Source organism: Corallococcus sp. Z5C101001 (assembly GCF_007352635.1).
Classification (GTDB): Bacteria; Myxococcota; Myxococcia; order Myxococcales; family Myxococcaceae; genus Corallococcus; species Corallococcus silvisoli.
The window spans coordinates 713,113-736,857 of the sequence record NZ_VKLU01000005.1 but is presented as its reverse complement, the minus strand read 5'-3'; the positions used below and the strand labels follow the sequence as shown (position 1 = coordinate 736,857).

Annotated in this window: 19 protein-coding genes; 12 read left to right on the top strand and 7 right to left on the bottom strand. The window is 69.8% G+C overall.

What is annotated here, in order from left to right:
• The first annotated feature begins 208 nt into the window (after positions 1-208).
• The 9 genes from FOF48_RS13450 to FOF48_RS13410 all read left to right on the top strand — a co-directional run bounded on the left by FOF48_RS13450 (position 209) and on the right by FOF48_RS13410 (position 7,235).
• Entirely contained in the window at positions 209-586 is a 378-nt protein-coding gene (locus FOF48_RS13450; protein WP_143901535.1) for a response regulator, read from the top strand.
• Positions 587-683: 97 nt separating this feature from the next.
• Complete coding sequence (locus FOF48_RS13445; protein ID WP_143901533.1) at positions 684-1,013, top strand: SCP2 sterol-binding domain-containing protein; 330 nt, start codon at positions 684-686, stop codon at positions 1,011-1,013.
• Between the two features lie 93 nt (positions 1,014-1,106).
• Positions 1,107-2,285, top strand: coding sequence for a CaiB/BaiF CoA-transferase family protein (locus FOF48_RS13440; protein ID WP_143901531.1), 1,179 nt, complete (start codon positions 1,107-1,109; stop codon positions 2,283-2,285).
• A 147-nt stretch (positions 2,286-2,432) separates the two neighbouring features.
• A complete protein-coding gene (locus FOF48_RS13435; protein ID WP_143901529.1) occupies positions 2,433-2,729 on the top strand; it encodes a hypothetical protein in 297 nt (98 codons plus the stop codon).
• An 89-nt stretch (positions 2,730-2,818) separates the two neighbouring features.
• On the top strand, positions 2,819-3,691 hold the full coding sequence (locus tag FOF48_RS13430) for a ferritin-like domain-containing protein (protein WP_221938232.1): 873 nt from the start codon (positions 2,819-2,821) through the stop codon (positions 3,689-3,691).
• Positions 3,691-4,056, top strand: a complete 366-nt coding sequence (locus FOF48_RS13425) for a holo-ACP synthase (protein ID WP_235685707.1) — start codon at positions 3,691-3,693, stop codon at positions 4,054-4,056. Before FOF48_RS13430 ends, FOF48_RS13425 begins: the two co-directional genes overlap by 1 nt.
• Before the next feature lie 39 nt (positions 4,057-4,095).
• The gene (locus FOF48_RS13420; RefSeq protein WP_143901525.1) at positions 4,096-4,542 is read left to right on the top strand and encodes a thioesterase family protein; all 447 of its coding nucleotides are present in this window, start codon (positions 4,096-4,098) and stop codon (positions 4,540-4,542) included.
• Entirely contained in the window at positions 4,539-5,459 is a 921-nt protein-coding gene (locus tag FOF48_RS13415) for a serine aminopeptidase domain-containing protein (RefSeq protein WP_143901523.1), read from the top strand. The genes FOF48_RS13420 and FOF48_RS13415 overlap by 4 nt, the downstream gene beginning before the upstream one ends.
• Before the next feature lie 24 nt (positions 5,460-5,483).
• On the top strand, positions 5,484-7,235 hold the full coding sequence (locus tag FOF48_RS13410; protein ID WP_143901521.1) for an AMP-binding protein: 1,752 nt from the start codon (positions 5,484-5,486) through the stop codon (positions 7,233-7,235).
• Between the two features lie 10 nt (positions 7,236-7,245).
• Here FOF48_RS13410 and FOF48_RS13405 read toward each other — a convergent pair whose 3' ends face one another.
• Genes FOF48_RS13405 through FOF48_RS13390 form a run of 4 tightly spaced genes read right to left on the bottom strand, consistent with a single transcriptional unit; the run spans position 7,246 to position 13,258 of the window.
• On the bottom strand, positions 7,246-8,349 hold the full coding sequence (locus FOF48_RS13405) for a hypothetical protein (RefSeq protein ID WP_143901520.1): 1,104 nt from the start codon (positions 8,347-8,349) through the stop codon (positions 7,246-7,248).
• Positions 8,350-8,402: 53 nt separating this feature from the next.
• Positions 8,403-8,966, bottom strand: a complete 564-nt coding sequence (locus FOF48_RS13400) for a MarR family winged helix-turn-helix transcriptional regulator (RefSeq protein ID WP_143901518.1) — start codon at positions 8,964-8,966, stop codon at positions 8,403-8,405.
• Positions 8,966-12,118, bottom strand: coding sequence for an efflux RND transporter permease subunit (locus FOF48_RS13395; protein ID WP_143901516.1), 3,153 nt, complete (start codon positions 12,116-12,118; stop codon positions 8,966-8,968). The genes FOF48_RS13400 and FOF48_RS13395 overlap by 1 nt, the downstream gene beginning before the upstream one ends.
• 39 nt (positions 12,119-12,157) lie before the next feature.
• Positions 12,158-13,258 carry an efflux RND transporter periplasmic adaptor subunit gene (locus tag FOF48_RS13390; RefSeq protein WP_143901514.1) on the bottom strand — a complete coding sequence of 367 codons (1,101 nt, stop codon included), beginning with the start codon at positions 13,256-13,258 and terminating at the stop codon, positions 12,158-12,160.
• 321 nt (positions 13,259-13,579) lie between these two features.
• Here FOF48_RS13390 and FOF48_RS13385 point away from each other — a divergent pair, with 321 nt between their 5' ends.
• Positions 13,580-14,719, top strand: coding sequence for an acyl-CoA dehydrogenase family protein (locus FOF48_RS13385; protein WP_143901512.1), 1,140 nt, complete (start codon positions 13,580-13,582; stop codon positions 14,717-14,719).
• Here FOF48_RS13385 and FOF48_RS13380 read toward each other — a convergent pair whose 3' ends face one another.
• Positions 14,720-15,007 carry a hypothetical protein gene (locus FOF48_RS13380; RefSeq protein WP_143902157.1) on the bottom strand — a complete coding sequence of 96 codons (288 nt, stop codon included), beginning with the start codon at positions 15,005-15,007 and terminating at the stop codon, positions 14,720-14,722.
• 80 nt (positions 15,008-15,087) lie between these two features.
• Complete coding sequence (locus FOF48_RS13375; protein ID WP_143901510.1) at positions 15,088-15,495, bottom strand: hypothetical protein; 408 nt, start codon at positions 15,493-15,495, stop codon at positions 15,088-15,090.
• A 79-nt stretch (positions 15,496-15,574) separates the two neighbouring features.
• Here FOF48_RS13375 and FOF48_RS13370 point away from each other — a divergent pair, with 79 nt between their 5' ends.
• On the top strand, positions 15,575-16,210 hold the full coding sequence (locus tag FOF48_RS13370) for an RlmE family RNA methyltransferase (RefSeq protein WP_143901508.1): 636 nt from the start codon (positions 15,575-15,577) through the stop codon (positions 16,208-16,210).
• A 49-nt stretch (positions 16,211-16,259) separates the two neighbouring features.
• Positions 16,260-22,301 carry an alpha-2-macroglobulin gene (locus FOF48_RS13365; RefSeq protein ID WP_143901506.1) on the top strand — a complete coding sequence of 2,014 codons (6,042 nt, stop codon included), beginning with the start codon at positions 16,260-16,262 and terminating at the stop codon, positions 22,299-22,301.
• 252 nt (positions 22,302-22,553) lie between these two features.
• Here the strand turns inward: FOF48_RS13365 and FOF48_RS13360 are convergent, their stop codons facing one another.
• Positions 22,554-23,744: an EndoU domain-containing protein gene (locus FOF48_RS13360; RefSeq protein WP_143901504.1), complete on the bottom strand. Its 1,191-nt coding sequence runs from the start codon at positions 23,742-23,744 to the stop codon at positions 22,554-22,556.
• Position 23,745 lies beyond the last annotated feature (1 nt).

The following is a 23,745-nucleotide window of genomic DNA, read 5'->3' as shown; positions in this document are numbered from 1 at the left end:
CCACGTCACGCGGACCTCCCCTGTCCGTGCTTCGGGTCAACGGAAGGGTGAGCAGTGACTGTCGGTTTTGCAACGGGCTCCCGCTTCCGGAGAGGCCCCCTAAATTTCTTGCGCCAGTGGGTCCGCTGATGGTGGATGATCGGCCCCTGGTAGCGGCATCGAGGAGACACCTCTGACCTCGCTCAACGCACAGCACTCTGGCGCGCCCGTGGTTCTCGTCGTGGACGATGATCCCGACATCCTGGAAGCCCTTTCGGAGATCCTCGAGGCCGAGGGCTTCGAGATCCGCCGTGCGCGCAACGGCAAGGAGGCCCTGGAGCGGCTGGAGCCGGATCCTCCCCACCTCATCCTGCTGGACCTGATGATGCCGGTGATGGACGGCTGGGAGTTCGCCCAGCGCATGCGACAGAAGCAGCCGTCCGTCGCGAGCATCCCGCTCATCGTCCTCAGCGCGGACCGCAACGTCGGCAGCAAGGCCAAGGACATTGGCGCGGTGGGCCATCTGGCCAAGCCCTTCGAGCTCAACGATCTGCTGTCGATGGTGCGACACTCCCTGGGCCCTTCGGTGGACACGTCGCGCGTCTGAGGACAGCGCCTCGGCCCACCCTTGACCCGGCGGAGGGGCGCCATTACGGTCCGCGCGGGCTTGATTCACCAATCAACGCTGATCAAAGGAGCGAGTCATGGCGACCGCGAAGGACATCATCGAGACGGAGATCCCCAACCGGCTGCAGGCGAAGCCGGAGCTGGCGAAGGAGATCAACGCCGTCATCCATTTCGACGTCTCGGGTGAGGGCGGCGGCAAGTGGACGCTGGACACCACGAAGACCGAGGGCTGGGTGTCCGAGGGCATCAACGGCGCGTCCAAGATGACGGTCACCGTCAGCAACGACGACTTCGTGAAGATCACGGAGAAGAAGCTGAACGCGCAGATGGCCGCCATGCAGGGCAAGCTGAAGTTCAAGCCGATGGACATGGGCCTCGCCATGAAGCTGGCGAAGCTGCTCGGCTGATACACCCTCCGTCTCGGGTCGTACCGACGGCGCGTCACCCTCGAGGGGACGCGCCGTCGTCATGTCGTGCCCCTCCCCCTGGAGTCCCCTTCCATGTCCGAGCCGTCCTCTCCTCTCGCCGGCCTGCGGGTGTTGGACCTGTCGCGGCTGCTGCCCGGCCCGTACGCGACGCTGGTGCTGGCGGACCTGGGTGCCACCGTCGACAAGGTGGAGGACCCGGACGTGGGGGACGCCACCCGGCACATGCCGCCGCACCGCGACGGCGAGGGCGCGCTCTTCTACGGACTGCACCGCAACAAGCGCTCGCTCACGCTCAACCTGAAGACGCCGGAGGGACGCGAGGCGCTCCTGCGCCTCGTGGACGGCTACGACGTGCTGGTGGAGAGCTTCCGTCCCGGCGTGATGGACAAGCTGGGCGTGGGCGAAGCGGTGCTGCGGCGCAGGAACCCGCGGCTCATCTACTGCGCCATCTCCGGCTATGGGCAGACAGGGCCGGACCGGCTCAAGGCGGGGCACGACCTCAACTACGTGGCCCGCGCGGGGCTGTTGGGCTACGGCGGCGAGGCGGGCGGCGCGCCCGCGTTCCCGGGCGTCCAGGTGGCGGACATCGGCGGTGGCAGCCTCTTCGCGCTGGTGGGCATCCTCGCCGCGCTGCACGAGCGCGCGCGCACCGGCGTGGGCCGCTTCGTGGATGTCTCCATGACGGACGGCGCGCTCGCGTTCCTCCACCTGCACCTGGCCGCTCGCCTGTTCACTGGCGAGGCGGGGACGCCGCTTGCCCGCGGCAGCGAGCCCCTCAACGGCGGCTACCCCAGCTACGGCCTGTACCGCACCGCGGATGATCGCTGGCTCGCCGTGGGAGCGCTGGAGCCCAAGTTCTTCGGCGCGCTCTGCGCCCGGCTGGGCCGCCCGGAGCTGCTGGATGACGCATACACGGGCGGTGAAGCGGGGGCTCGCGTGAAGTCAGAGCTCACCCGCATCTTCGCGAGCGAGCCGATGGCGCACTGGCGCGAACGGCTCGCTGGCGCGGAGCTGTGCGTGGAGCCGGTGGCGGAGGGCGACGACGTGTTGTCGGACTCGCAGCTGCGCGCGCGGGGCCTCTTCGTGGACGCGGACGATGCGCAGCGCGGCATCCGTGTTACGCACCTGCTCACGCCGCTGCGCATGGGCGACGTCGCACTGCGTCCACCGCCCGCGCTGGGACAACACACCCGCGTCATCCTGGAAGAAGCAGGTTTCACAGCCGAGGAAATCTCGCGTCTCATTGCATGAACACCGTGAGAACACGTGCGTGGATCCGTATTCCCGCGCGGCTCCAAAGTGACCCGTTGCCGATTGACAGTTCAGGAGCGACAGTTAGATCTTTCCTGGTTTCTGACTGGGAAAACGACTTTCAAGCCCTGGGAAGGAAGGTCCCCCGTGCCCGACGCGCAGGAGCTCGAGTCCTATATCCGACAGAAATTCGCAGAAAACGTGGGTTTGTCAGTGGCGGAGTTGTTCTCCGACGACCTGACGCTCGCGGCCCTCATCACCCGCTCGGAGCGCATGACCAACAGCGTCGATCTGATGGAAGCCTTTGCCCGCACCTCCAACGGGTTGCGCAAGGAGTATGGACTGCGAGTGCGACTGCCTGCCTTGTCACTTGATACACCGGTATCAAAGGTGCTGGAGGTGTTCATGGCCGAGGTCTCGAACCCGGGGCGACAGTCGGCATGAGCATCCAGGCGGGAAGCCTCGAGCAGGACTTGGAGGACGGGCCCAGCAGCACTCCGGGCGCGCAGGAGCAGGAGGGCCGTCCAGCGATCATGGCGGAGTTGTACGAGGCCATCACGCAACGGGGGCTGTCGCTGGTGGACCTGGCGTGGGAGCAGCAGCGGCTGCACGAGTCGCGGCGCTGGAGCGTGATGGAGATGCTGGCGGCGGTGGACTTCGAGCGCCTGGGAGAAGCCGACCGGCACCTCGTGTGGAACGCCGGGCGGGCGGAGCTGACGACGAAGCCAGGCGCTGACCGGCTGGAGCGCCTGGCGGACGCGGAGTGCCGCCGCTGGCAGGAGAAGGACCCCACGGTCGCCGCCATCATGCAGGCGTGCGGCACGTGGAGCCGCTACTGGAACGAGGAGGAGGCGCACCACGAGACGGCGTTCAACCGCCTGTCCACGGTGATGCGGCTGGAGCCCATCACGGACGCCACCTTCATCGAGTTCCGCAAGGTCTTCCCCGACGACGACATGCTGCGCACGCTCACGCTGCTGGCCATCTCGGAGGTCGTGGCGGCGGTGGACTACGGCCAGTGCTCGCAGCGCGTCGAGGATCCGGGGCTGCGCGCGCTGTTCAAGCAGGTGGCCGCGGACGAAATCCAGCACATGAACTACTTCATCGCCTTCGCCAAGGCGCTGGTGGACAGCGGTGGCTATCAGGCGAAGGAGGCGTTCGCGGTGGCGCACCTGTTCCTGCGCGACGGCGGAGAGGTGCATGGCAGCAAGCGCGAGCGGGTGGAGTCTCGCGACACCCACGTCAACTGGTGGGATCAGCTGGAGCACCGCGACGGCTTCGAGGTCCCGGAGTCGCTGCGCAAGAAGGAGCAGCTCATCTTCCACGCGCTCAAGCGCATCACCGGCATCACCGTGACGTCGCGTGAAAGCGTCGAAGACACCTGGATGGACCTCGTCGGGTGCTGATGGGCCTGGGCCATGACCTCCAGGCCATCTCGGAGCTGGAGGATGCACGGTCCCTGCTGGAGCCGGACGTCTTCTTCACGGCCGCGGAGCTCGCCTACTTCGAGCACTCCGCGTCCCCGAAGCAGAGCCTGGCGGCGGGCTTCAGCGCCAAGGAGGCGCTCTTCAAGGCGCTGCCCGCCATGGAGGACTGGTTCTGGACGGACGCCGAGCTCGTCCACGATGCCCGGCACGCGCCACGCTTCCAGTTCCACGGCGCGCTCGCGGAGCGCCTCTCGCGCGAGGGTTGGCAGGTCGCCGTGTCGCTGTCCCACAGCGGAGGGTTCGTCTCGACGGTGGTCCTCGTGACGCGCGCTCCGTCTCCCTGAAGTCGCCGTGGTTCCCCCCGCGGCCAGAAGGACATCCCCGTGCACTTCGAAGAGTCCTCGCTCACGCTGCGCGTGCGGCCCAACGACCTGGACACGCTGGGCCATGTGAACAACGCCACCGTGCTGGAGTACCTGGAGGCCGGCCGCTGGGCCTGGCTGGAGCGGCAGGGGCTGAAGCGCGGCGCCGCGGTGGTGGCGGTGGTGTCGCGCGTGGAGGTGGACTACCGCCGCGAGATTCCCCCGGGCGACGTGCGGGTGCACACGGTGCTGGAGTCGCCCGCCGAGGACGAACTGGACGTGGAGGGGCTGAACTACCGCGCCCGGTTCCGCCAGCGCGTGTTCCTCTCCGGGGACGGGCCCCTGGCGGTGGAGGCGGTGGTGAGCGTGGCGTTCCTGGATGCGCGGACGCGCTCGCTCGCGTCGCTCCAGCAGTTCCTCGCCGCCGCGGGCGGCCCCGTGGTCCCCTCGGAGGAGTCTCGTCCATGAGCACGAACACGAAGCCCGACGCCGCCCTGATGGAGGACTTCTGGGTGCCCACGTCGGGGGGCCACGCGCTGCACGTCGTGGAGGCGAGCCTGGCCGCGGCCCCTGCCTCCACGCCCGGCATCCTCTTCGTCCCGGGACTGTTCTCCGACGGGCGCTTCTTCCTGGGAGGGCAGGGCGACGGGCCGGCGCGCTCCTTCGTGGACGAGGGCTGCACGGCGTACGTCGCGTCGCTGCGCGGGCACGGCAAGAGCCGCTGGCCCCAGAAGCGCGCGTTCGATTGGAACTTCGACACCTACGTGCGCCACGACGTGCCGGACCTGGTGCGGGCCGTGCGCGCGCGCCACTCGGGACCGCTGTTCTTGTTGGCCCACAGCATGGCCGGCTACGCGGTGCTGGCGGCGCTGGGGCTGGACCTGGAGGCCCAGGCGATGCTGGCCGGCGTGTGCACGCTGTCCTCGGCGGTGAATGACTACAGCGACGGCGGGCTCAAGAAGCGCTTCCAGTTGGGGTTCTCCACCGCGGTGGCGGGGCTGCTGGGCCGCTTCCCGGCGAAGGCCCTGAAGCAGGGCCCCTGGGACGAGCCCCCGGGCGTGATGCGGCAGTTCACCAACTGGGCGCCCACCGGAGCGTTCCGCAGCGCGGATGGCGCGACGGACTACTGGGGCGCGCTGGGGAAGGTGACGCTGCCGGTGTTCGCGGGCGTGGGCGCGGCGGATGGGTTCCATGCCTCGCCCCGGCGCGCCCAGAAGCTGGTGGAGCACCTGGGCGGTGGGAAGAAGGTGCTGGCCGTCCTGGGCCGTGCGCAGGGACTGAGCTGGGACGCGGGCCACTTCGACGTGGTGCGCGGGGAGCGCGCCCGCCGCGAGGTGCTGCCCCGGGTGCTCGCGTGGATGCGCCAGGTGGCGTCCGCGCCCTGAAGGTTGACGAGGAGGGAAGTCCACATGCTCGACATCATCCAGCGGTTGGAGGCGGCGGATCCGCGCCGTGGGCTGTTTCTCTATGACGACTTCATCGGCCCGCCGGAGGTCGTTCCCTACCGGGAGTTCCCCGCGCGGGTGGCCGCCGCGGCGGAGCACTTCCGCGCGCGGGGCGTGACGCCGGGCACCCGCGTGGTGCTCCCGTTCGAGACCTCCTCGGCCGTCATCTTCGCCTTCCTGGGCCTGATGGAGTTGGGGGCGGTGCCCCTGTCGGTGAAGCCATACATCCTGAGCACGCCCAAGGGCCCCTACCGGGACTTCCTCGCGCGCATCCACGAGCGCTACGGCGCTTCCCTGGTGCTGGACGCCCCCAGCCTCGCGGGCCTGGAGCTGCCCCTGGAGCGGCTGCCGCTGCCTCCCGCGGGGGCGACGCGCGCGGGCGCGCGGCTCCGGGAGGTGGCGCCGGGGGAGCTGGCGTTCGTGCAGTTCTCGTCGGGGTCCACGTCGTTCCCCAAGGGCGTCCCCGTCACCCAGGAGAACCTGGCCGCGAACCTGCGGATGATCACCCGCCACGACCGACGCACGTCCGAGGACAGGGTGACGAGCTGGCTGCCGCTCTATCACGACATGGGGCTCATCGGCGGGCTGCTCACCTGCCTCGCGGTGGGCAATGATCTGCTCCTGTCGCAGCCGGCCTCCTTCCTGATGGATCCCGTGGGCTGGTTCGAGCTCATCTCCTCCGAGAAGGTGATGGGCTCCGTCATCCCCAACTTCGCCATCGACTACGCGCTCAAGACGCTGAAGGACCTGGACGCGGAGGCCGTCCAGCGGCTGGACCTCTCGCGGGTGCGCAGCATCTATCTGGGCAGCGAGCCCATCAACATCCCCAACCTGGAGCACTTCCTGGCGCTGCTGGCCCCGTGCGGCCTCCGGCGCGACGTGTTCATGCCGTGCTACGGCATGGCGGAGACGGTGCTGATGGTGGCGAGCGTGCCGCCGGGCCAGATGGTGCGCGTCATCACCGCGCCCAATGGCCAGCCCGCCATCTCCGTGGGCCGGCCGCTGACGGAGTTCGAGGTGCGCCTGCGCGCCGAGGACGGTCGCGTGTGCGGCGAGGACGAGATGGGGGAGATCGAGCTGCGCGGTGGCAGCCTCGCGCCGTCGTACTTCCTGGACGACCGCCCCCTGCGTGGAGAGGACGGCTACTACGCCACGGGAGACCTGGGCTTCCAGCGAGAGGGCGAGCTCTTCATCACCGGGCGCATCAACGACCGCATCAAGGTGAACGGCCAGAGCTTCTTCTCCGCGGACTTCGAACAGGCGGTGGAGCGGCTGTCCTTCATCCGCGCGGGCCGCACCGCCGTCATCCAGGTGAAGGGCCGCCTGGTGGTGCTGGCGGAGGTGAACCACCCGTCCGCGTTGGAGCGGATGGAGCAGAGCCGCCAGCAGGTCTGCCAGTCGGTGCTGGAGTCGGTGGGCGTGACGCTCGCGCCCCAGGACGTCCTCTTCATCCGCTACGGCCAGCTCCAGAAGACGAGCAGCGGCAAGCTCCAGCGCCGCGCCATCACCGAGGCCTATGAGCAGGGCCGCATCCGCACGGTGACGCCCATGGAGCTGCGCGCGGACCTCTTCCAGATGCGCGCCCAGCGGCTCGTGTTGGGCTCGGTGATGGTCGCGCGCCAGCGGGGTCGAAGGTGGATGGCCTCCGGGCGCGCGGCGCTGTCGGCGGGACTCCGTAGGCTGCGGCCAGGAGGGCAGCGCTCGGACGGCCCGTGACGTCCGCGCTTCACCTCGCCGGCGGGGCCCCCCACAGGTCCCAGCCGCGCGCCGCGTGGCACGCGTCCCCCACCAGGTCCAGGGCGAGCTGGGGCTGCGTCCGAGCCAGCGTCGCGGTGTCGCGGAAGGCGCCGGTGGCCTCCAGCAGGAGGGTGGCGCGCTCCAGGGCCGCACGGGCCGCTTCCACCGCGCGGGCCTGCCCGGGCGTGGGCTTCCAGCCTGCCTCGTCCCGGTAGCGCCCGAGCGCCTCCAGGAAGTGCCCGTGGAACTTCACCATCTGCACCAGCACGGGGATGCGGTACGCGGGGGCGGCGGCGAGCGCGGCCTCGTACTGCCGCGTCTCCGAACCCAGCCGGTACACCAGCACGTCCACCTGCGCATCCAGCCGCGCGCCCCACGCCTTGCGGACCTGGGGGAAGCGCGCCCAACCCGCGACGGCCTGGAAGAAGTGGAGCCCTCCACACGGGTGCGCGTAGATGCCCTGCTTGTTCTTGGGCACCTCCGGAAGGCCCGCCTTCATCCCCCGGGCCAGCTCCGCCTGCGCGGCCTCCAGCGTGCCGAGCGCGGTGTCCATCACCGCGTCGATGCGCACGGTCTCTCCCGCGCCGTTGACGAACGAGGCCCCGGGCTTGAGCACGTGTGACAGCGCGTCCAGCGCCCAGGCTCCCTCCGGCGAGGACGCCAGGGCGGGGCGGAAGTCGCGCTGGAGTGACGCCACCAGGTCGCGCAGCGTCACCGGGCCCCAGGGCGCGGGGAACGCGTGCGTGAGCGGGTAGCCCGCGAGCACGAAGGTCTTCACCTGGAGCGCCGGGTGTGGCTCCACGGGCGTGCCCTCCGCGGTGAACGCGTCGAAGTAGAAGCGCGGCGGGGCGCCCCCCGCGTCCGGGGCCTCGCGGTGCAGGAACCCCGCGACGATGGCGTCCGCGGCGGGGCGGCCGTCACGGGCGCGGAAGGCCTTCCCGTCCAGGTCCATGCCGTGCGCGAGCGCCCAGGGGTGGCGCGGATCCGCGGCGTGCGTGCGGCACTGCGCGCGCAGGAGGTCGGGCGCGGACGGGGCGGGTGGGGGAGTGGCGCTCAGGCCAAGCCCGAGCAGGGCCAGGAAGGAGGGGAGCATGGGCGCGGGCAGTGTCGCAGCCCGCGCCCGTCCACGCACCTGTCCGGACGGATTCAGCGCGCCGAGGCGGCGGCCTTCATCCGTGAAATCATCCGTTCGATGATGCCGAACAGCGACTCGCGGTCCTCGGAGGGCAAGAGGTCCATCAGGCGCCGGATGCCGGAGTCCGTCATCAACTGGATGGCCTGATAGAGCTCACAGCCCTTGTGGGTGAGCTTCGCGGTGACGGCGCGGCGGTCCTCCGCGTCCCGGCCGCGCTCCACCATGCCCATGTCCTCCAGGCGGTCCACCACCCCGGTGATGGTCTTCTTGGTGATGCCGATGCGCTGGGCCAGCACCCCCACCTGGGTGGGGCCATCCATGCCCAGCCACCCCAGCGCGTGCACCTGGGTGGGGGTGAGCCGCATGTCGTCGCAGAGGCTCGCCAGCGGATCCCTCAAGGAGCGGAAGTAGGCCAGCTCCTTGATGAGGGCGATGAAGCGGCGAGAGTCCGGCGTGGACCGGTCGCCTTCCTGGATCAGCCGCTCCATCGGAGACAGCCCATCGGCGGCCTCGTCCTGCCCCTCGGAGCGCGTGTCGAGCTCCGGGGGCGGAGTGATGGAGGTCGGGCGGCGCATCAGGCCGTCTCCACCCGAGCCGCGGCGGCCGCGGCTTCCCGTTCACGGTCCTGGTTCACCGGGCCTCCATGGGCCGGGCCGGCGCCACCCGCGAAGCCCGGGTCCTTGCCCTTGTCGCGCTTGAAGCGCGCGGCCAGTTGATCCAGCAGCGAGTACACCACCGGCACCACGCCCAGCGTGAGGAACGTGGAGGTGACCAGACCACCGATGATGGTGATGGCCATGGGCGCGCGCGTCTCCGCGCCGTCGCCCTTCGCCAGCGCCACCGGGATCATGCCGGCGATCATCGCGATGGTCGTCATCAGGATGGGGCGCAGACGGACCGGGGCGGCCTCCAGCAGGGCCTCGTGCGCGGTGCGGCCCTTCTCACGGACCTGGAGCGTGAAGTCCACCAGGAGGATGCCGTTCTTCACCACCAGACCCATGAGCATGATGACGCCGATGAGGGCGAACATGGACATGTACTGGCCGGTGATGAGCAGGCCGCCAATGGCTCCGATGAAGGCGAAGGGCAGCGACAGCATGATCGTGAACGGGTGGATGAGGCTCTCGAACTGGGCCGCGAGGATCATGTAGATGAGGATGATACCCAGGAGCAGGGCGGTGCCGAAGGCGGCCACCGACTTGCCCAGCTCCTTCGCGTTGCCTTCCAGCTCACCGGTGACGCTCTTGGGCAGCTCCTTGGCGGCGTAGCCCTGCATGTAGGAGATGGCGTCGGAGAGCGCGTAGCCCTGCTTCAGGTTCGCCAGCATGGTGATCTGCCGCTTCTGCGCCTGACGGTCGATCTGCACCGGGCCCTCGGCGGGGACGATGCGCGCCAGGTTGCGCAGCTCCACCAGCTGCCCGGACGGCGCGCGCACGGCGAGCTGGCCGAGCGAGTCCGCGGACGCCAGCGTCTCTGGAGGCAGGCGCAGCTTCACTTCGTACGTGTCGCCGCCCTCGCGGTAGTCCAGCACCTTGTCGCGGCCCAGGAAGGCGCGCAGCGTGGCGCCCAGGGACGCGGCCGGCACGCCCAGGGTGGCCGCGCGGTCGCGGTCCACCTGCACGTCGTACTGCGGCTTGCCGGAGCGGTAGGTCATGTCCACGTCGGTGAGGCCCGGGTTCTTGAGCATCTCCTTGCGCATCTTCTCCGCGGACTCGGTCAGCTCCTTCCAGTTGTCACCGCGCAGGTTGAACTGCACCTGCTGCGAGCGCGAGCCCGCGCCGGCCACCGCGGCCACGTCCTGCACGGCCACGGTCACGCCCGCGGGGGGATGGATGGTCTCGCGCAGGTAGGCCTTCAGCTCGCTCTGCTTGAAGGCGCGCTCCTTCACCGACTTCAGGTTGATGAGGACCTCGCCCTTGTGGACCTCCTCCTGCACGCCACCACCGGCGGTGGTGAAGGTGGAGTCGATGCCCGGCAGCGCCCGCACCTGGGCCGCCATGCTGTCCAGCTGCGCCTGGGTCTCCTGGATGGTGGACCCGATGGGCAGCTCCACCGTGAGCTTGATGTTGCCGTTGTCCTGCTCGGGGATGAACGTGAACTTGAGGAACCGGGCCAGACCGAAGGTGGCGAAGAGCACCACCACCGCGACGATCATCGTGAGGGCGCGGTGCCGCAGGATGCCCCCCAGGATCTTCCGGTAGCCGTTCTCCATGCCCACCAGCACCTTCTCCACCGACGCGGACAGGCCCGTCGGGTGGCCGTGCTCACGCAAGAGGCGCGAGGACAGCATGGGCGTGAGCGTCATGGACACCACGTAGGAGATGAGCGTCGCCACCGCCACCGTGACACCGAACTGGTAGAAGAACTTGCCGATCATGCCGTCCATGAAGGCCACCGGGATGAACACCGCCACGATGGCGAGCGTCACCGCGAGCACCGCGAGGGCAATCTGTCCGGCGCCCTCCAGCGCGGCCTGCATGGGCGTGGCGCCCTCTTCCATGTGACGCACGATGTTCTCGATGACCACGATGGCGTCGTCGATGAGCAGACCGATGGACAGCGTCAGCGCCAGCATCGTGATCATGTTGAAGGTGAAGCCCAGCGCCGCCATCACCGCGAACGTGCCCACGACGGACACCGGCAGCGCGATGGCCGCCACGACGGTGGAGCGCAGGTTGCGCAGGAACACCAACACGATGAGCACCGCGAGCACGCCGCCCAGGATGAGGTCCTCCTGCACCGCGTGGATGGACGAACGGATGAACCGCGCGTTGTCCGTCACCGTCTCCACCTGCACGCCCGCCGGCAGGTTCTTGTTGATCTCGTCCAGCGACTCCTTCACCAGGTCCGCCACCTGCACCGTGTTGGAGCCGGACTGCTTGCGGACCACCATGGCCACCGCGCTGCGCTCGCCGCTCTTCGCGCCCGAGCGCTGCTCCGCGGGGCCGTCCACCACCTCCGCGATGTCGCGCACGCGGATGGGCGAGCCGCCCGAGCTGGTGATGATGATGTTGCGGATCTCCTCCACGCTCTTGGCCTCGGACGTGAGGCGCACCACGCGCTCGCGGCCGTTGTCCATGCTGCGGCCACCCGGGACGTCCAGGCTCTGGGCCTTGAGCGCCTGGGAGACGTCGCTGATGGCCAGCCCGAAGCCCCGCAGCCGCTGCGGATCCACCACGAGCTGGATCTCCCGCTCCCGGCCACCGACGATGTCGATGCTGCCGACGCCCTGCTGGCGCTGGAGGGCCGGCTTCACCACGTCATCCGCGACGCGCGTCAGCTCCTCCACCGGCAGGGCGCCCGCGAGCGCCAGCGTGATGATGGGCGCCGCGCCGATGTCGAACTTCTCCACGACGGGCGTCTCCACCTCGTCCGGCAGCTTGCTGAGCGTGGCCTGGACGCGGTCGCGCACGTCCTGCGCCGCGATGTCCACCTTGGTGGACAGCTTGAACTGCACGACGATCTGCGAAACGCTTTCCAGGTTGATGGACTTCAGCACGTCCACGCCGTTGAGCGTGTTGAGGGCCTCCTCCAGCGGGTCGGAGACGTTCTTCTCCATGGACTCCGGGTCCGCGCCCGGCAGCACCGTCGTCACCGTGACGACGGGGAAGTCCACGTCGGGGAACTGGTCCACGCCGATTTTCGGATAGGCGAACAGGCCGAACACCACCACCGCCAGCATCAGCATGGCGGTGAAGATGGGCCGTGAAATGAAGGTCTTGAGCATTCAGGTACCCAGCAGAAGAAGAGGGGAGGAGGGACCGCGTTACTGCGCCACGCGCACGGCGGTCCCGTCCTTGACGTCCAGCGACGCGTCGGCGAGCACACGCTCCTCCGCCGTCAGGCCCTGCAGCACCTTCACGTAGCCCGGCAGCACGCGCTGCACGCGCACGTCGCGCTTGCGCACGGTGCCGTCCTGCACCACCCACACGAAGCCTTCCTGGCCCTTGCTGCTGACCGCCTGGGCGGGCAGGAACAGGCCGTTGCCGGCGTCGCCCGCGGCCTTGGAGAAGTCCATCTCCACGAGCGCGCCCGGGCGCAGCGGGCGCTCCGTCGTGCCCGTCACGTCCGCCAGCACCTCCACCGTGCGGCTCTGCGCGTCGATGACAGCGCCCACGTTGGCCACCTTCGCCTCGAAGCGCATGCCGCTGGGGTTCACGATGCCCGGCGTCACGGTGCCCGGCGCCACGTTGTCGATGACGGACTCCGGCACCATCATCCGGACCTCCAGCCCCTCCGTGTCCACGATGGAGAACACCGGCGTGGAGGGCGTCACCGCCACGGAGTCGCCCACGTTCTTCGTGCGCGCCGTGATGACGCCGTTGAAGGGCGCCAGGATGGAGTGGTCGCGCAGGTTCTCCGCCGCCAGCCGGTACGCCGCGCCCGCCTGGGCCGCCTGGGCCGCGGCCTGCTTCTGGCCGATCTCCGCCTGCTCCAGCGCGTTGGCCGCGACGCCGCCGGACTCCGCCACCTTGCGCGTGCGCTCCAGGTTGCTCGTCGCCAGCTGCAGCGAGGCCTCCGCCATGTCCCGGGCCGCCTTCGCCTGGTCCACCGCGATGCTCACGTTGGACGTGTCCAGCACCGCCAGCACGTCGCCCTTCTTCACCTTGTCACCCACCCGCACGTTCACCTTCGCGAGCGTGCCGGTGACCTGGGGACCCAGGACGGCCTCCTGCTTGGAGCGCACCTGCCCGGTGACCCGGGTCACGTTCTGCTCCAGCTCCGTGGCCGGAGTGATGGCCTTGACGCCCAGCGCGTTGGAGCCTTCCTGCTGCGCCGGCAACTGCGCCTTCCCCGCGCCCGCCTGCGAGCACCCCGCCGTCGACACCGCCACGGCCACCACGGCAGCCAAGATTCGCTGATTCACGCGTCCGAACTCCTGCCGGGTCGCCGGCGGGACACCCGCCCTGGCTCCTGCTCCGGCTAATTCTTTGGGGGCTAGAAATTACCGACACTCGATTATCTGTCAAGAGGATACTCCGGAGTGCGGACTATCCACTCTCGGGGAGCCCCGGAGGCCTGCCTGGCTGCCGTCCGGCTCCCTAACACCCAGGGCGGCGCGATGCGTCACCATGACGGTCCGCGTCGCGCGGCGGAGTGACGGGGGGCGTTGCTTGTGGCTGACCGGGAGCGCCTGTTATTGATTTGAAAATCAATCCACCACCGGGGTCTCCCCCCAGGAGCAGGGATGCTCAACCCGTTCACCGACGAGCATGAGGCCTTTCGCAGGACGGTGCGCACCTTCGTGGAGAAGGAGATGGCGCCGTACGGGCTGGAGTGGGATCGCGCGGGCATCTTCCCGCGGGAGCTGTTCAAGAAGTGCGGCGAGCTGGGCTTTCTGGGCATCAACCACGACCCGAAGTACGGCGGCAGCGGCCTGGACTACTGGTACGTGACGGCGTTCGCGGAGGAGCTCAGCCGCAGCCGCAACGCGGGCGTGAACATGGCGCTGCTGGTGCAGAGCCAGATGGCCACGCCCATCATCAACGAGATCGGCACCGACGAGCAGAAGCGCGAGTTCCTGGAGCCGGCGCTCAAGGGCGAGCGCATCGCGGCGCTGGGCGTGAGCGAGCCGGGGTGCGGCTCGGACGTGGCGAGCATCAAGACGACCGCCCGCCGGGACGGTGACGACTACGTCATCAACGGCTCCAAGATGTGGATCACCAACGGCACGCGCGCGGACTTCATCACGCTGGCGGTGCGCACCGGTGAGCAGGGCTACGGCGGCGTGTCGCTGGTGACGTTCCCCACGGATGTGAAGGGGTTCAGCGTCTCCAAGAAGCTGGACAAGGTGGGCAACCTGTCGTCCGACACGGCCATCCTCTACTTTGAGGACTGCCGCATCCCCGCGCGCTACGTGCTGGGCGAGGAGAACCAGGGCTTCTACCACATCATGACCAACTTCCAGGGCGAGCGCCTGGTGGGGGCCATCACCACGGTGGGGGGGATGGACCGGATGCTGGAGGACGCCATCCAGTACGGCAACGAGCGCGAGGCGTTCGGCAGGCCGCTGATGAAGTTCCAGGTGTGGCGCCACAAGTTCGTGGAGCACCTGTCCGCGGTGGAGGCGGCGCGGTGGCTCACCTACCACGCGGTGGACCTCTACGACCGGAAGGAGAACCCGGTGAAGGAGATCTCCATGGCGAAGCTGTTCGCCGGGGATCTGGCCCAGCGCGTGGCCTACGACTGCCAGCAGATGTTCGGCGGCATGGGCTACATCGAGGAGACGCCCATCGCGCGCATGTGGCGCGACGTGCGGCTCATCACCATCGGCGGTGGCACCTCCGAGGTGATGAAGGAGATCATCTCCAAGCTGTACGGCTTCTAGCTACTTCTTGCCGAAGAGGGACTCCGCGGCGCTGAGCAGCGCGTCGCGCGAGTCCTTCACGTGCAGGCCGCCTTCGCCCAGCTGGAAGAGCTCGCAGAAGTTGGCCTCGTCCTTGTCGCGGGGGACCTCCGCGAAGGGCTCCTTGCAGGCCTTGGCCACGGACTCGTCGAAGTGCCGGCAGTTGCGGCACGAGCGCAGGTCCTCGTCGCAGCCGGGGCACGTGTCGCGCCGGCCCACCTGGTTGGCGATGATGTCGAGCGTGCGTCCGCAGTGCGCGCAGCCGGGCATGGAAGTCCTCCCCGTGAACAGCAACAGGGGCGGCATCCTGCCAGAATCCCGGGGGCCGAAAGCCCCGGCGAGGGCCCGCGTCAGCGCTGGACGCTGGGCGTGAACGCCGGAGCGGACAGGGAGGCGGCTTCCTGGGGACGGCGCAGCTCTCCCGTGGCGTCCAGCAGCTGGTCGTCCAGCCGCTTGAGCAGGAAGAGGACGTACGCGGACAGGGCGGACAGGACGGCGGCCATGATGCCCAGCAGCATGCCGCGCTGCCAGCGGTGGGCCTGCTCCATCACGCCGCGCCGTTCCTTGAAGGTCTTCAGCTGGGCGTCCACGGAGGTGCCGTCCAGCTTCTGGGCGAAGTCGCTGGCCTGGGCGCTGCCCCGGGCCATCAGCCAGCGGCCCTCCGCCTGGAGGGTCTCGGCGCGCGTGTAGCAGAACGCCGCCCCCCCTGCGAAGAGCAGGGAGACGCACAAGGCCGCCGTCACGCTCCGAGTGCCCATGCCACCCACCCTCCGGAATTCCGTTGGCGCGGCCGGCGAACAGGCCGCGACTGCTCCGGCTTTCCGAAGACAGTAGCGGATGCTAGGGACGGCTTCTGACATGGGCAAGCCCTACCGTCCTAAAGACCACTATTTCCAGAAAGCCAAGCAAGAGGGGCTGCGCGCGCGATCCGCGTTCAAGGTCGACGAGATCCTCAAGCGTTTCCCGACGTCCGTGAAGAAGGGCGCGGCGGTGTTGGACCTGGGCGCGGCGCCGGGCGGCTTCCTGCAGATCCTCGCGGACGCGGTGGGGTTGAACGGGCGCATCGTCGGCGTGGACATCGTCGCCATCCGGCCGTTCTCGCAGAAGCAGGTGACGACGGCGGTGCTGGACGTGCTGGCGGACGACTTCGACGCGAAGCTGCTGGCGCTGTACGACGGGCTCTACGACGCGGTCATCTCCGACATGGCGCCCAAGACGTCCGGCATCAAGGGCACGGACGAGGCGCGCAGCCTGCGGCTCGCGGGCAAGGCGCTGGAGGTGGCCGCCACGCGGGGCAAGGCCGGGGGCACGTTCGTGGCCAAGGTCTTCATGGGCGGCGACTTCGAGGCCTTCCGCGACGAGGTGCGCCAGCATTTCGAAGAAGTGAAGGTGGTGCGTCCGGAGGCCACGCGCGGCGCCAGCATGGAGGTCTACGTGGTCGGGCTGCGGCGCCGGGCCCCCGCGGCATCCTGAGCAGGAGAAGGGACCGCCACGGGCGCGGGCGGCGTCTAGAGTGCCGCCCATGTGTGAAACCCCGCGCCCGCGTGCGCTCGCCGTCGTGCTGTCCCTGCTGTGCTTCGCGCTCGCTTCCGTGTCCGTGGCGGCCCCCGCGTCAGTGCCCCCGACGTGGAAGGCCATCGACGCGCTCGTGGAGGACGACAAGGTGGAGTCCGCCGCGCAGGGGGCCGAGGCGCGGCTCGCCGACGCGAAGGCTCGGGGCGACGCGGACGAGTGGACGCGCGCGCTGGTGCGCACGGTGCAACTGCGCACGCAGGTCCATGGCTACGAGACGGCGGTGCGCTTCCTGCGCGAGCAGTCCTGGCCGGAGGGACTGCGGCAGCAGGCCACGCTCCACCTGTTCTATGCGGCGGTGCTCACGAACTACCTGGACGCCTACGGCTATGAAATCGGCCAGCGCGAGCAGGTGGTGTCCGCAGGGCCGGTGGACCTCAAGGCCTGGACGCGGGATCAGCTGGTGGCGGAGATCCAGAAGTCCTACGCCGCCGTGTGGGCCCTGCGCCTGAAGTTCGGCACGGAGCCCGTGAAGGTGCTGGCCGAATACATCCAGCCCAACACGTACCCGGACGGCATCCGCTCCACGCTGCGCGACGCGGTGACGTACCTGTGGGTGGCGTCGCTGGAGCGCACGGACCTGTGGCGCCCGGAGCAGTCCCAGGGCGTGTACCGGCTGGACCTGGGCACGCTGCTGGAGGGCACGCCGAAAGTCGACCTGGCGGATCCCTCCCTGCATCCGCTGACGCAGGTGGCCGCGCTGTTGGGGGACCTGGAGGCGTGGCACCTGGCGGCGGGACGGCGCGAAGCGGCGCTGGAGGCGCGGCTGCGGCGCTACGAGGTCCTGGGCACGTCATTCACCGACGGGGACGATCAGAAGCGCGTGCGGACGCATCTGGCCGCCCACCTGGTGGGCTTCCGGGACGTGCCGTGGTGGTCCATGGGCCAGTTCCGGCTCGCGGGGCTGGAGGAGAAGGCGTCCCGTCCGGTGACGGCCTACGCCGTGGCGAAGGCCGGCGCGCAGGCCTGGCCGAAGTCAGCGGGGGGCGAGCTGTGCGCCGCCATGGTGACCCGGCTGGAGTGGCCGGACGCGTACGCCACGGTGATGCAGGTGGATGGCGCGGGCAAGCGCTCCATCGAGGTCCGTCACCGCAACCTGGCCGCGGTGTACTTCCGGGCCTACGCCGTGGACGTGGAGGCGCGGCTCGCGAAGCCCCCGGAGAACCTGTCGCTCATCGCCTCGGGCGAGGAGGTGCGCCAGTGGGTGGAGAAGCGCAAGCCCGACGCCGCGTGGAAGGCGGCGCTGCCGGCCACGCCCGACTTCCAGATGCACCGCAGCTTCGTGACGCCGCCGCCGCTCGCGCCGGGCGTGTACGTCATCGTCATGTCCCTGCGCGAGGACTTCCAGCAGAAGAACAACAGGCTCATCTCGCTGCCCATGTCCGTGTCGCCGTGGGCGGTGGTGACGCGCAAGGCCGGCGCCAGCGAGGCGGAGCTGCGCGTGCTGGACGGGGCCACGGGGGCCGGTGCTCCCAACGTGGAGGTGCGGATGGTGACGCTGGACCACGTCAGCCGCCGCTTCAGTCTGTACGGCAGCCGCAGCGACGCGAACGGCGACGTGCGGGTGGAGACGCGGACCCACGACAGCTTCGAGAACCTGCTGATCCTGGTGGGGCGCGGAAAGAACCTGATGGTGTACCCGGGTTCGCTGTTCCTTTCGCCGTCGTACCCCTCGGGCCCGCAGGAACAGACGCTCGTCTATACGGACCGCGCCGTGTACCGGCCGCAGCAGAAGCTGCTGTGGAAGGTGGTGGCCTACCGCAGCAACGACGGCTCCAAGCGGTACCATGTCCTGTCGGAGTCGGCGGTGGAGGTGTCGCTCATCGACCCCAATGGGCAGGAGGTGGAGACGCAGCGGGTCCGCACCAACAGGTTCGGGTCGGTGGCGGGGGCGTTCGACCTGCCCGCGGGGCGGCCGCTGGGCGAATGGACCGTGCGGACGATGTCCCCCTACGGCGGCACCCACGTGCGGGTGGAGGAGTACAAGCGGCCCACCTTCGAGGTGACGCTGAAGGATGCGGCGGAGGCGCTGCGGATCAACCGGCGCGCCACCTTCAAGGGCGAGGCGCGCTACTACTTCGGGCTGCCCGTGACGCGTGGCTCGGTGAAGTGGCGCGTGTCTCGCGAGCCGGTGCTTCCGCCCTGGTGGCAGTGGGTGCGCATCCCCGTCGCGACGCAGCTGGTGGCCTCTGGCACGGCGACGGTGGGGGAGGATGGTGGCTTCTCCGTGGCCTTCACCCCGGAGGCGGACGAGCGGCTCTCGAAGACGCAGGGCCTGTCGTGGCGCTACCGCGTGGAGGCGGACCTCACGGACGAAGGCGGCGAGACGCGCTCCGCGAGCCGGTCCTTCCGCTTGGGCTTCGGTTCGGTGGAGGGCCGGGTGGAGTCCGACGTGGGCTTCGTGCGCGAGGACTTCCCTTCGGAGGTGCGCCTCATCCGTTCGAACCTGGATGGCGCTCCGCGGCCCGGCCCGGGCCGCTGGCGGCTCGTCGCGCTGAAGGCGCCCGCGCGTCCGCTGATGCCGTCGGAGGAGCCGCTGGTCGCGCAGCTGCCGCTGGACCCCAACGCGCGCACGGAGCTGACGCCGACGCCGGGGGACGCGCTCAAGCCTCGCTGGAGCGCGGACTACAACATGGAGCAGACGCTGCGCGGCTGGGAGGACGGCGCGGCGGTGGCGCAGGCGGCGGTGACGCACGGCGCGGACGGCGTCGCGGCGGTGACGCTGCCGGCGCTGCGCGCGGGCGCCTACCGCTTGCGCTATGAGACGACGGATGCGTTCGGCCAGCAGGCCACCGCGCAGCGGGACTTCCTGGTGGCCGGGGCGCGAGCTCCGGCGGGCCTGCCGGCGGTGCTGGAGCTGGAGCGCTCGTCCGTGCGCGTGGGCGAGGTGGCGCGGGTGCTGCTGGCGTCCGGCTTCGAGGGACAGCCGCTGGTGCTGGACGTCTACCAGGGGCGCATGCGCGTCGAACACCGCCTGGTGACGGCGGGGCAGGGGCGCTCGGTGGTGGAGATTCCCGTCACCGAAGTGCTGCGCGGCGGCTTCACGGTGGCGCTCTCCATGGTGCGCGACTGGCAGGTCGTGGACTTCACGCGCACGGTGGCGGTGCCCTTCGACGACAAGGAGCTGAGCCTGGAGTTCGCCACGTTCCGCGACACGCTGCGGCCCGGAGCGAAGGAGACCTTCCGCGTGACGGTGAAGGGGCCCAATGGCGCGAAGCTGGAGGCGGGGGCCGCGGAGGTGCTCGCGTACATGTACGACCAGTCGCTGAACATCTTCGGGCCCCACTCGCCTCCGCAGGTGGCGCAGCTGTACCCGCAGCAGACGCTGTACCTGGAGGCCACGTCGTCGGCGGTGAGCTCCCATGGGGATTGGTTCGTCAGTGACAACAACCCGCCCTGGTCCGGGCAGGAGCTCCAGGGGGACCAGCTGAGGTTCGAGGAGGGGTATGGGCTGGGAGGGCCGGGCTACCGGAACTCCTACCGGCGCGAACGGTACGGGGCGGTGGCGAGCTCCGGTGCGCGAGCTCCGGGAAAGGGGGCGGTGCCGCCTCCGCCTCCGCCCGCGGCCCCGAAGCCCTCGGCGATTCCGGTGGCCGAACAGAAGCGGCGCGAGATCATCCAGATCATCAAGAGTGGCAATGGTGTCGTCGCGGAGAGCGAGCCGTCCGTTCCGGCGGGGCCGCTGCGCACGAACTTCGCGGAGACGGCGTTCTGGATTCCGCAGCTGCTCACCGGGCCGGAGGGAACGGCGGTGTTGGAGTTCACGGTGCCGGACTCCGTGACGGCGTGGGACGTCTGGGTGCATGCGTTCACGCGCGACCTGCGCGGGGGCTCCACCCAGCGCTCCACCCGCAGCGTGAAGGAGCTGATGGTGCGTCCCTACCTGCCGCGCTTCCTGCGCGAAGGCGACCGGGCGGAGCTGGAGGTCGTGGTGAACAACGCGGGGACGCAGCCGCAGCAGGGGCAGCTCACGCTCGACATCGTGGACCCGGACACGCAGAAGAGCCTGCTCGCGGACTTCGGCGTGAAGACGGCCGCGCAGGCCTTCACGGTGGCGGCGGGGAAGGGCACGCCTCTGCGCTTCCCCATCACCACGCCCGCGCGCGTGGGCCCGGTGGCCTTCCGTGTCGTCGCGAAGACGGGCAACTTCAGTGACGGAGAGCTGCGGCCGTTGCCGGTGCTTCCCGGCCGGATGCATCTGTCCCAGTCGCGCTTCGTGACGCTGCGCGACCAGGACCGCAAGACGCTGACGTTCGACGACCTGAAGCGCGCGGATGACCCCACGCGGGTGAACGAGCAGCTGGTCGTGACGGTGGACGCGCAGCTCTTCTACTCGGTGCTCCAGTCGCTGCCGTACCTGGTGAACTACCCCTACGAGTGCACGGAGCAGACGCTCAACCGCTTCGTGTCCACCGGCATCGTCTCCAGTCTCTTCCTCAAGTACCCGTCGGTGGCGAAGGTGGCCCAGGACCTGAGCCAGCGGTCCACGCGCTACGAGACCTGGGACAGCGTGGATCCGAACCGGAAGATGTCGCTGGAGGAGACGCCCTGGCTCAACATGGCCAAGGGAGGCGCCGAGGCCCCGGACGACCTGGTCCGCGTGTTGGACCCACGGGTGGCCGAGGCGAACCGGCTGTCGTCGCAGCAGAAGCTGGCCAAGGCCCAGAACGCGGATGGCGGCTTCCCCTGGTGGCCGGGCGGCCCGTCCTCGCCGTACATGACGCTCTACATCCTCCACGGCCTGTCGCGCGCGATGGAGCACGGCGTGGACGTGTCACCCGAGCTGACGAAGCAGGCCTGGGGCTACCTGTCGACGCACTTCCGCGAGGAGTACGCGAGCCGGCTGATGAAGAAGAACCTGGGCTGGGAGTTCCTGACGTTCCTCAACTTCGTGGCGTCGTCGTACCCTGATGCGCGCTACACGGGCGAGGCGCTCACCGCCGCCGAGCGCCAGCGCGTGCTCGACTTCTCCTTCAAGCACTGGAAGGAGCACTCGCCGTTCCTCAAGGGCTACCTGGCGCTCACGCTGCACCGGGCGAAGCGCACGAAGGACGCGCTGAAGGTCTGGGACAGCGTGATGGACTCCGCGAAGACGACGGCGGACCAGGGCACGTTCTGGGCGCCGGAGGACCGCGGCTGGCTCTGGTACAACGACACCACGGAGACGCAGGCCTTCGCGCTGCGCACGCTGTCGGAGCTTCGTCCGAAGGATCCGCGCCGAGCGGGGCTGGCGCAGTGGCTGTTCCTGGACAAGAAGCTGGGGCACTGGAAGTCCACGCGCGCCACGGCGGAGGCGCTCTACGCGCTGGTGAACTACCTGCAGGCGGAGGGCTCGCTGGGCGTGACCGAGGAGCTGAAGGTGACGGTGGGCTCGAAGGTCGTGCCCATGCGCTTCCCGCCGGAGATCTACACGGGCAAGAAGAACCAGGTGGTGCTCACCGGTCCGGAGGTGAAGCCGGACACGGCGACCACGGTGGTGGAGAAGACGACGCCGGGCTTCGCGTTCGCGTCCGCGACATGGCACTTCTCCACGGAGGAGCTGCCGAAGGAGGAGCGCGGCGACTTCTTCCAGGTGTCACGCCGCTACTTCGTGCGCATCCGCGAAGGCAGTCAGACGCTGCTGCGCCCGCTGGCGGAGGGCGCGAAGCTCCAGCCCGGTGACGAGGTGGAGGTGCAGCTGTCGCTGCGCACGAAGCACGCCGCGGAGTACGTGCACCTGCGCGACCCGCGCGCCGCGGGCCTGGAGCCGGAGAGCGCCCAGTCCCGCCACAAGTGGGACCTGGGCATCGTCTGGTACGAGGAGACGCGCGACTCGGGGACGAACTTCTTCTTCGAAGCGCTCCCGGCCGGTGAGTACACCTTCAAGTACCGGCTGCGCGCCAACCTCGCGGGCACCTTCCGTGTGGGGCCCGCGACGGTTCAGTCCATGTACGCGCCGGAGTTCACCGCGTACTCCACGGGTGCGGTGCTCACGGTGGACAAGGCGCCGTAGGACCCAGCGGGGCAGGGGGCCGGCGTCCCTTCGGGATGCGGGTCCCCCGGCTCCCGCCTCCGTGGCGAAGGACGTGCCCGGGGCGGGCTGGGCTGGCATCCCTTCGGGATGCGGGTCCCCTGGCTCCGGTGCTTCAACCGGGTCGCCAGGGGTGTGAGGTATTTGCGGTGCTGGGGGGATTGCCGCCGCGCGGAACGTCGTGTCGGTGGCTGGCGCGTGAGGGCCGTCGCGGGGCAGGCGCCCCGCTCTGGCCTACTCGGCGCAGGTGGCTGCTTCGTCGGTTGGATGCAGCGTGGCGATGCCGTAGGTGCCGTTGCGCGTGCCGCACCAGATGCGCCAGTTGCCGCCGCCGATGTCCGGTGCGGAGTAGACGCCGCCCTCTTTCTTCGCCCCGCCGCGAGCGCAGCAGCGCGCGAACGCGCGGGTCCCGATGGCGGCGATGGAGATGGCGTCCTGCGACGTGGAGAAGCCGCCCAGCCGCTTCACTCCACAGGACCAGGGGGACAGTCCCTTGAAGCGGATGGCGTACTGCGCCCCTTGAATGGCCTGCTCGCCCTTGCCGGGGCCCTGGTAGCAGACCTTGCCCTCCGCCTCGAGCTGGGCGTAGCGCGGGAGGAAGTGGAGTCCGCCAATCGGGCCGCGCTGCCAGTCATCGCCGCAGAAGACGTGGGTGAAGGCGTTGCGCGGACCCGTGCTCACCCAGAGGCTGGTGAGCCATTCCAGGTTCGCCTGCCGCGAGCCCGTCCCCGGCCGTCCCGCGGCGGACAGCGCCCGCTGCACGCGCGCATCGTCATAGTGCCTGGCGAAGAAGCGCTGCACGTCCCCGGCGCTCACGCTGGCGTCGGGGCGCGCGGGGCACAGGTCCAGCACCTCGCGGTCCAGCGCGGACAGCGCTGGGGCCTTGGCGAACAAGGGGGCGTTGTCGCAGGTGCTCGCGCAGGCCTCCGCATCACCTGGGGCAGCGGCCGCGACACGGCCCGCGGGGGCGCGAACCTCGACGCTGCTCTCGCTCGACGGGGAGCCTGCCTCCTGCTCGGTCCCGGCGATGCCCGCGCCGGCCCCGCTCCCCAGCTGCTTCACCACGGCGGACAAGGCCACGCCGCCGCCTCGGGCCGCCTGCTGCTGGCGCGTGTTCGCGTGGTCGGCGCTGACGAGGGCGTCCGTGCCGGGGGCCTTCTGGACCGCCTCCGTGGGCGTGCCATCGCAGAGCACCCATCCTTCGGCCTTGGGTCCCTGGAGCTTGCACCACGCCCGGGCGGGCCCTCCCTTCTTCACGAGCGGATAGGAGACGCCGGGCTCCACGGCGAAGACGACCTTGGAGGACTCGGGCTGCTCCACCGCGTCCACGGGCTCGTCGGAGACGAAGACGCCGCTGCCCGCGAGCACGGTGGGCGGCATCGAGAGGGCCAGGAAGAAGCAGGCGAGCGACCCGGAGAGGCGCATG

Bases quoted from the DNA above. Each gene is read 5' to 3' on its own strand.
- FOF48_RS13415 (WP_143901523.1), top strand. From the start codon at position 4,539: ATGAGCACGAACACGAAGCCCGACGCCGCCCTGATGGAGGACTTCTGG.
- FOF48_RS13370 (WP_143901508.1), top strand. From the start codon at position 15,575: ATGCTAGGGACGGCTTCTGACATGGGCAAGCCCTACCGTCCTAAAGAC.
- FOF48_RS13405 (WP_143901520.1), bottom strand. From the start codon at position 8,349: ATGCTCCCCTCCTTCCTGGCCCTGCTCGGGCTTGGCCTGAGCGCCACT.
- FOF48_RS13360 (WP_143901504.1), bottom strand. From the start codon at position 23,744: ATGCGCCTCTCCGGGTCGCTCGCCTGCTTCTTCCTGGCCCTCTCGATG.
- FOF48_RS13410 (WP_143901521.1), top strand. From the start codon at position 5,484: ATGCTCGACATCATCCAGCGGTTGGAGGCGGCGGATCCGCGCCGTGGG.
- FOF48_RS13445 (WP_143901533.1), top strand. From the start codon at position 684: ATGGCGACCGCGAAGGACATCATCGAGACGGAGATCCCCAACCGGCTG.
- FOF48_RS13440 (WP_143901531.1), top strand. From the start codon at position 1,107: ATGTCCGAGCCGTCCTCTCCTCTCGCCGGCCTGCGGGTGTTGGACCTG.
- FOF48_RS13430 (WP_221938232.1), top strand. From the start codon at position 2,819: ATGGCGGAGTTGTACGAGGCCATCACGCAACGGGGGCTGTCGCTGGTG.
- FOF48_RS13385 (WP_143901512.1), top strand. From the start codon at position 13,580: ATGCTCAACCCGTTCACCGACGAGCATGAGGCCTTTCGCAGGACGGTG.
- FOF48_RS13375 (WP_143901510.1), bottom strand. From the start codon at position 15,495: ATGGGCACTCGGAGCGTGACGGCGGCCTTGTGCGTCTCCCTGCTCTTC.
- FOF48_RS13365 (WP_143901506.1), top strand. From the start codon at position 16,260: ATGTGTGAAACCCCGCGCCCGCGTGCGCTCGCCGTCGTGCTGTCCCTG.
- FOF48_RS13380 (WP_143902157.1), bottom strand. From the start codon at position 15,007: ATGCCCGGCTGCGCGCACTGCGGACGCACGCTCGACATCATCGCCAAC.
- FOF48_RS13425 (WP_235685707.1), top strand. From the start codon at position 3,691: ATGGGCCTGGGCCATGACCTCCAGGCCATCTCGGAGCTGGAGGATGCA.
- FOF48_RS13400 (WP_143901518.1), bottom strand. From the start codon at position 8,966: ATGCGCCGCCCGACCTCCATCACTCCGCCCCCGGAGCTCGACACGCGC.
- FOF48_RS13395 (WP_143901516.1), bottom strand. From the start codon at position 12,118: ATGCTCAAGACCTTCATTTCACGGCCCATCTTCACCGCCATGCTGATG.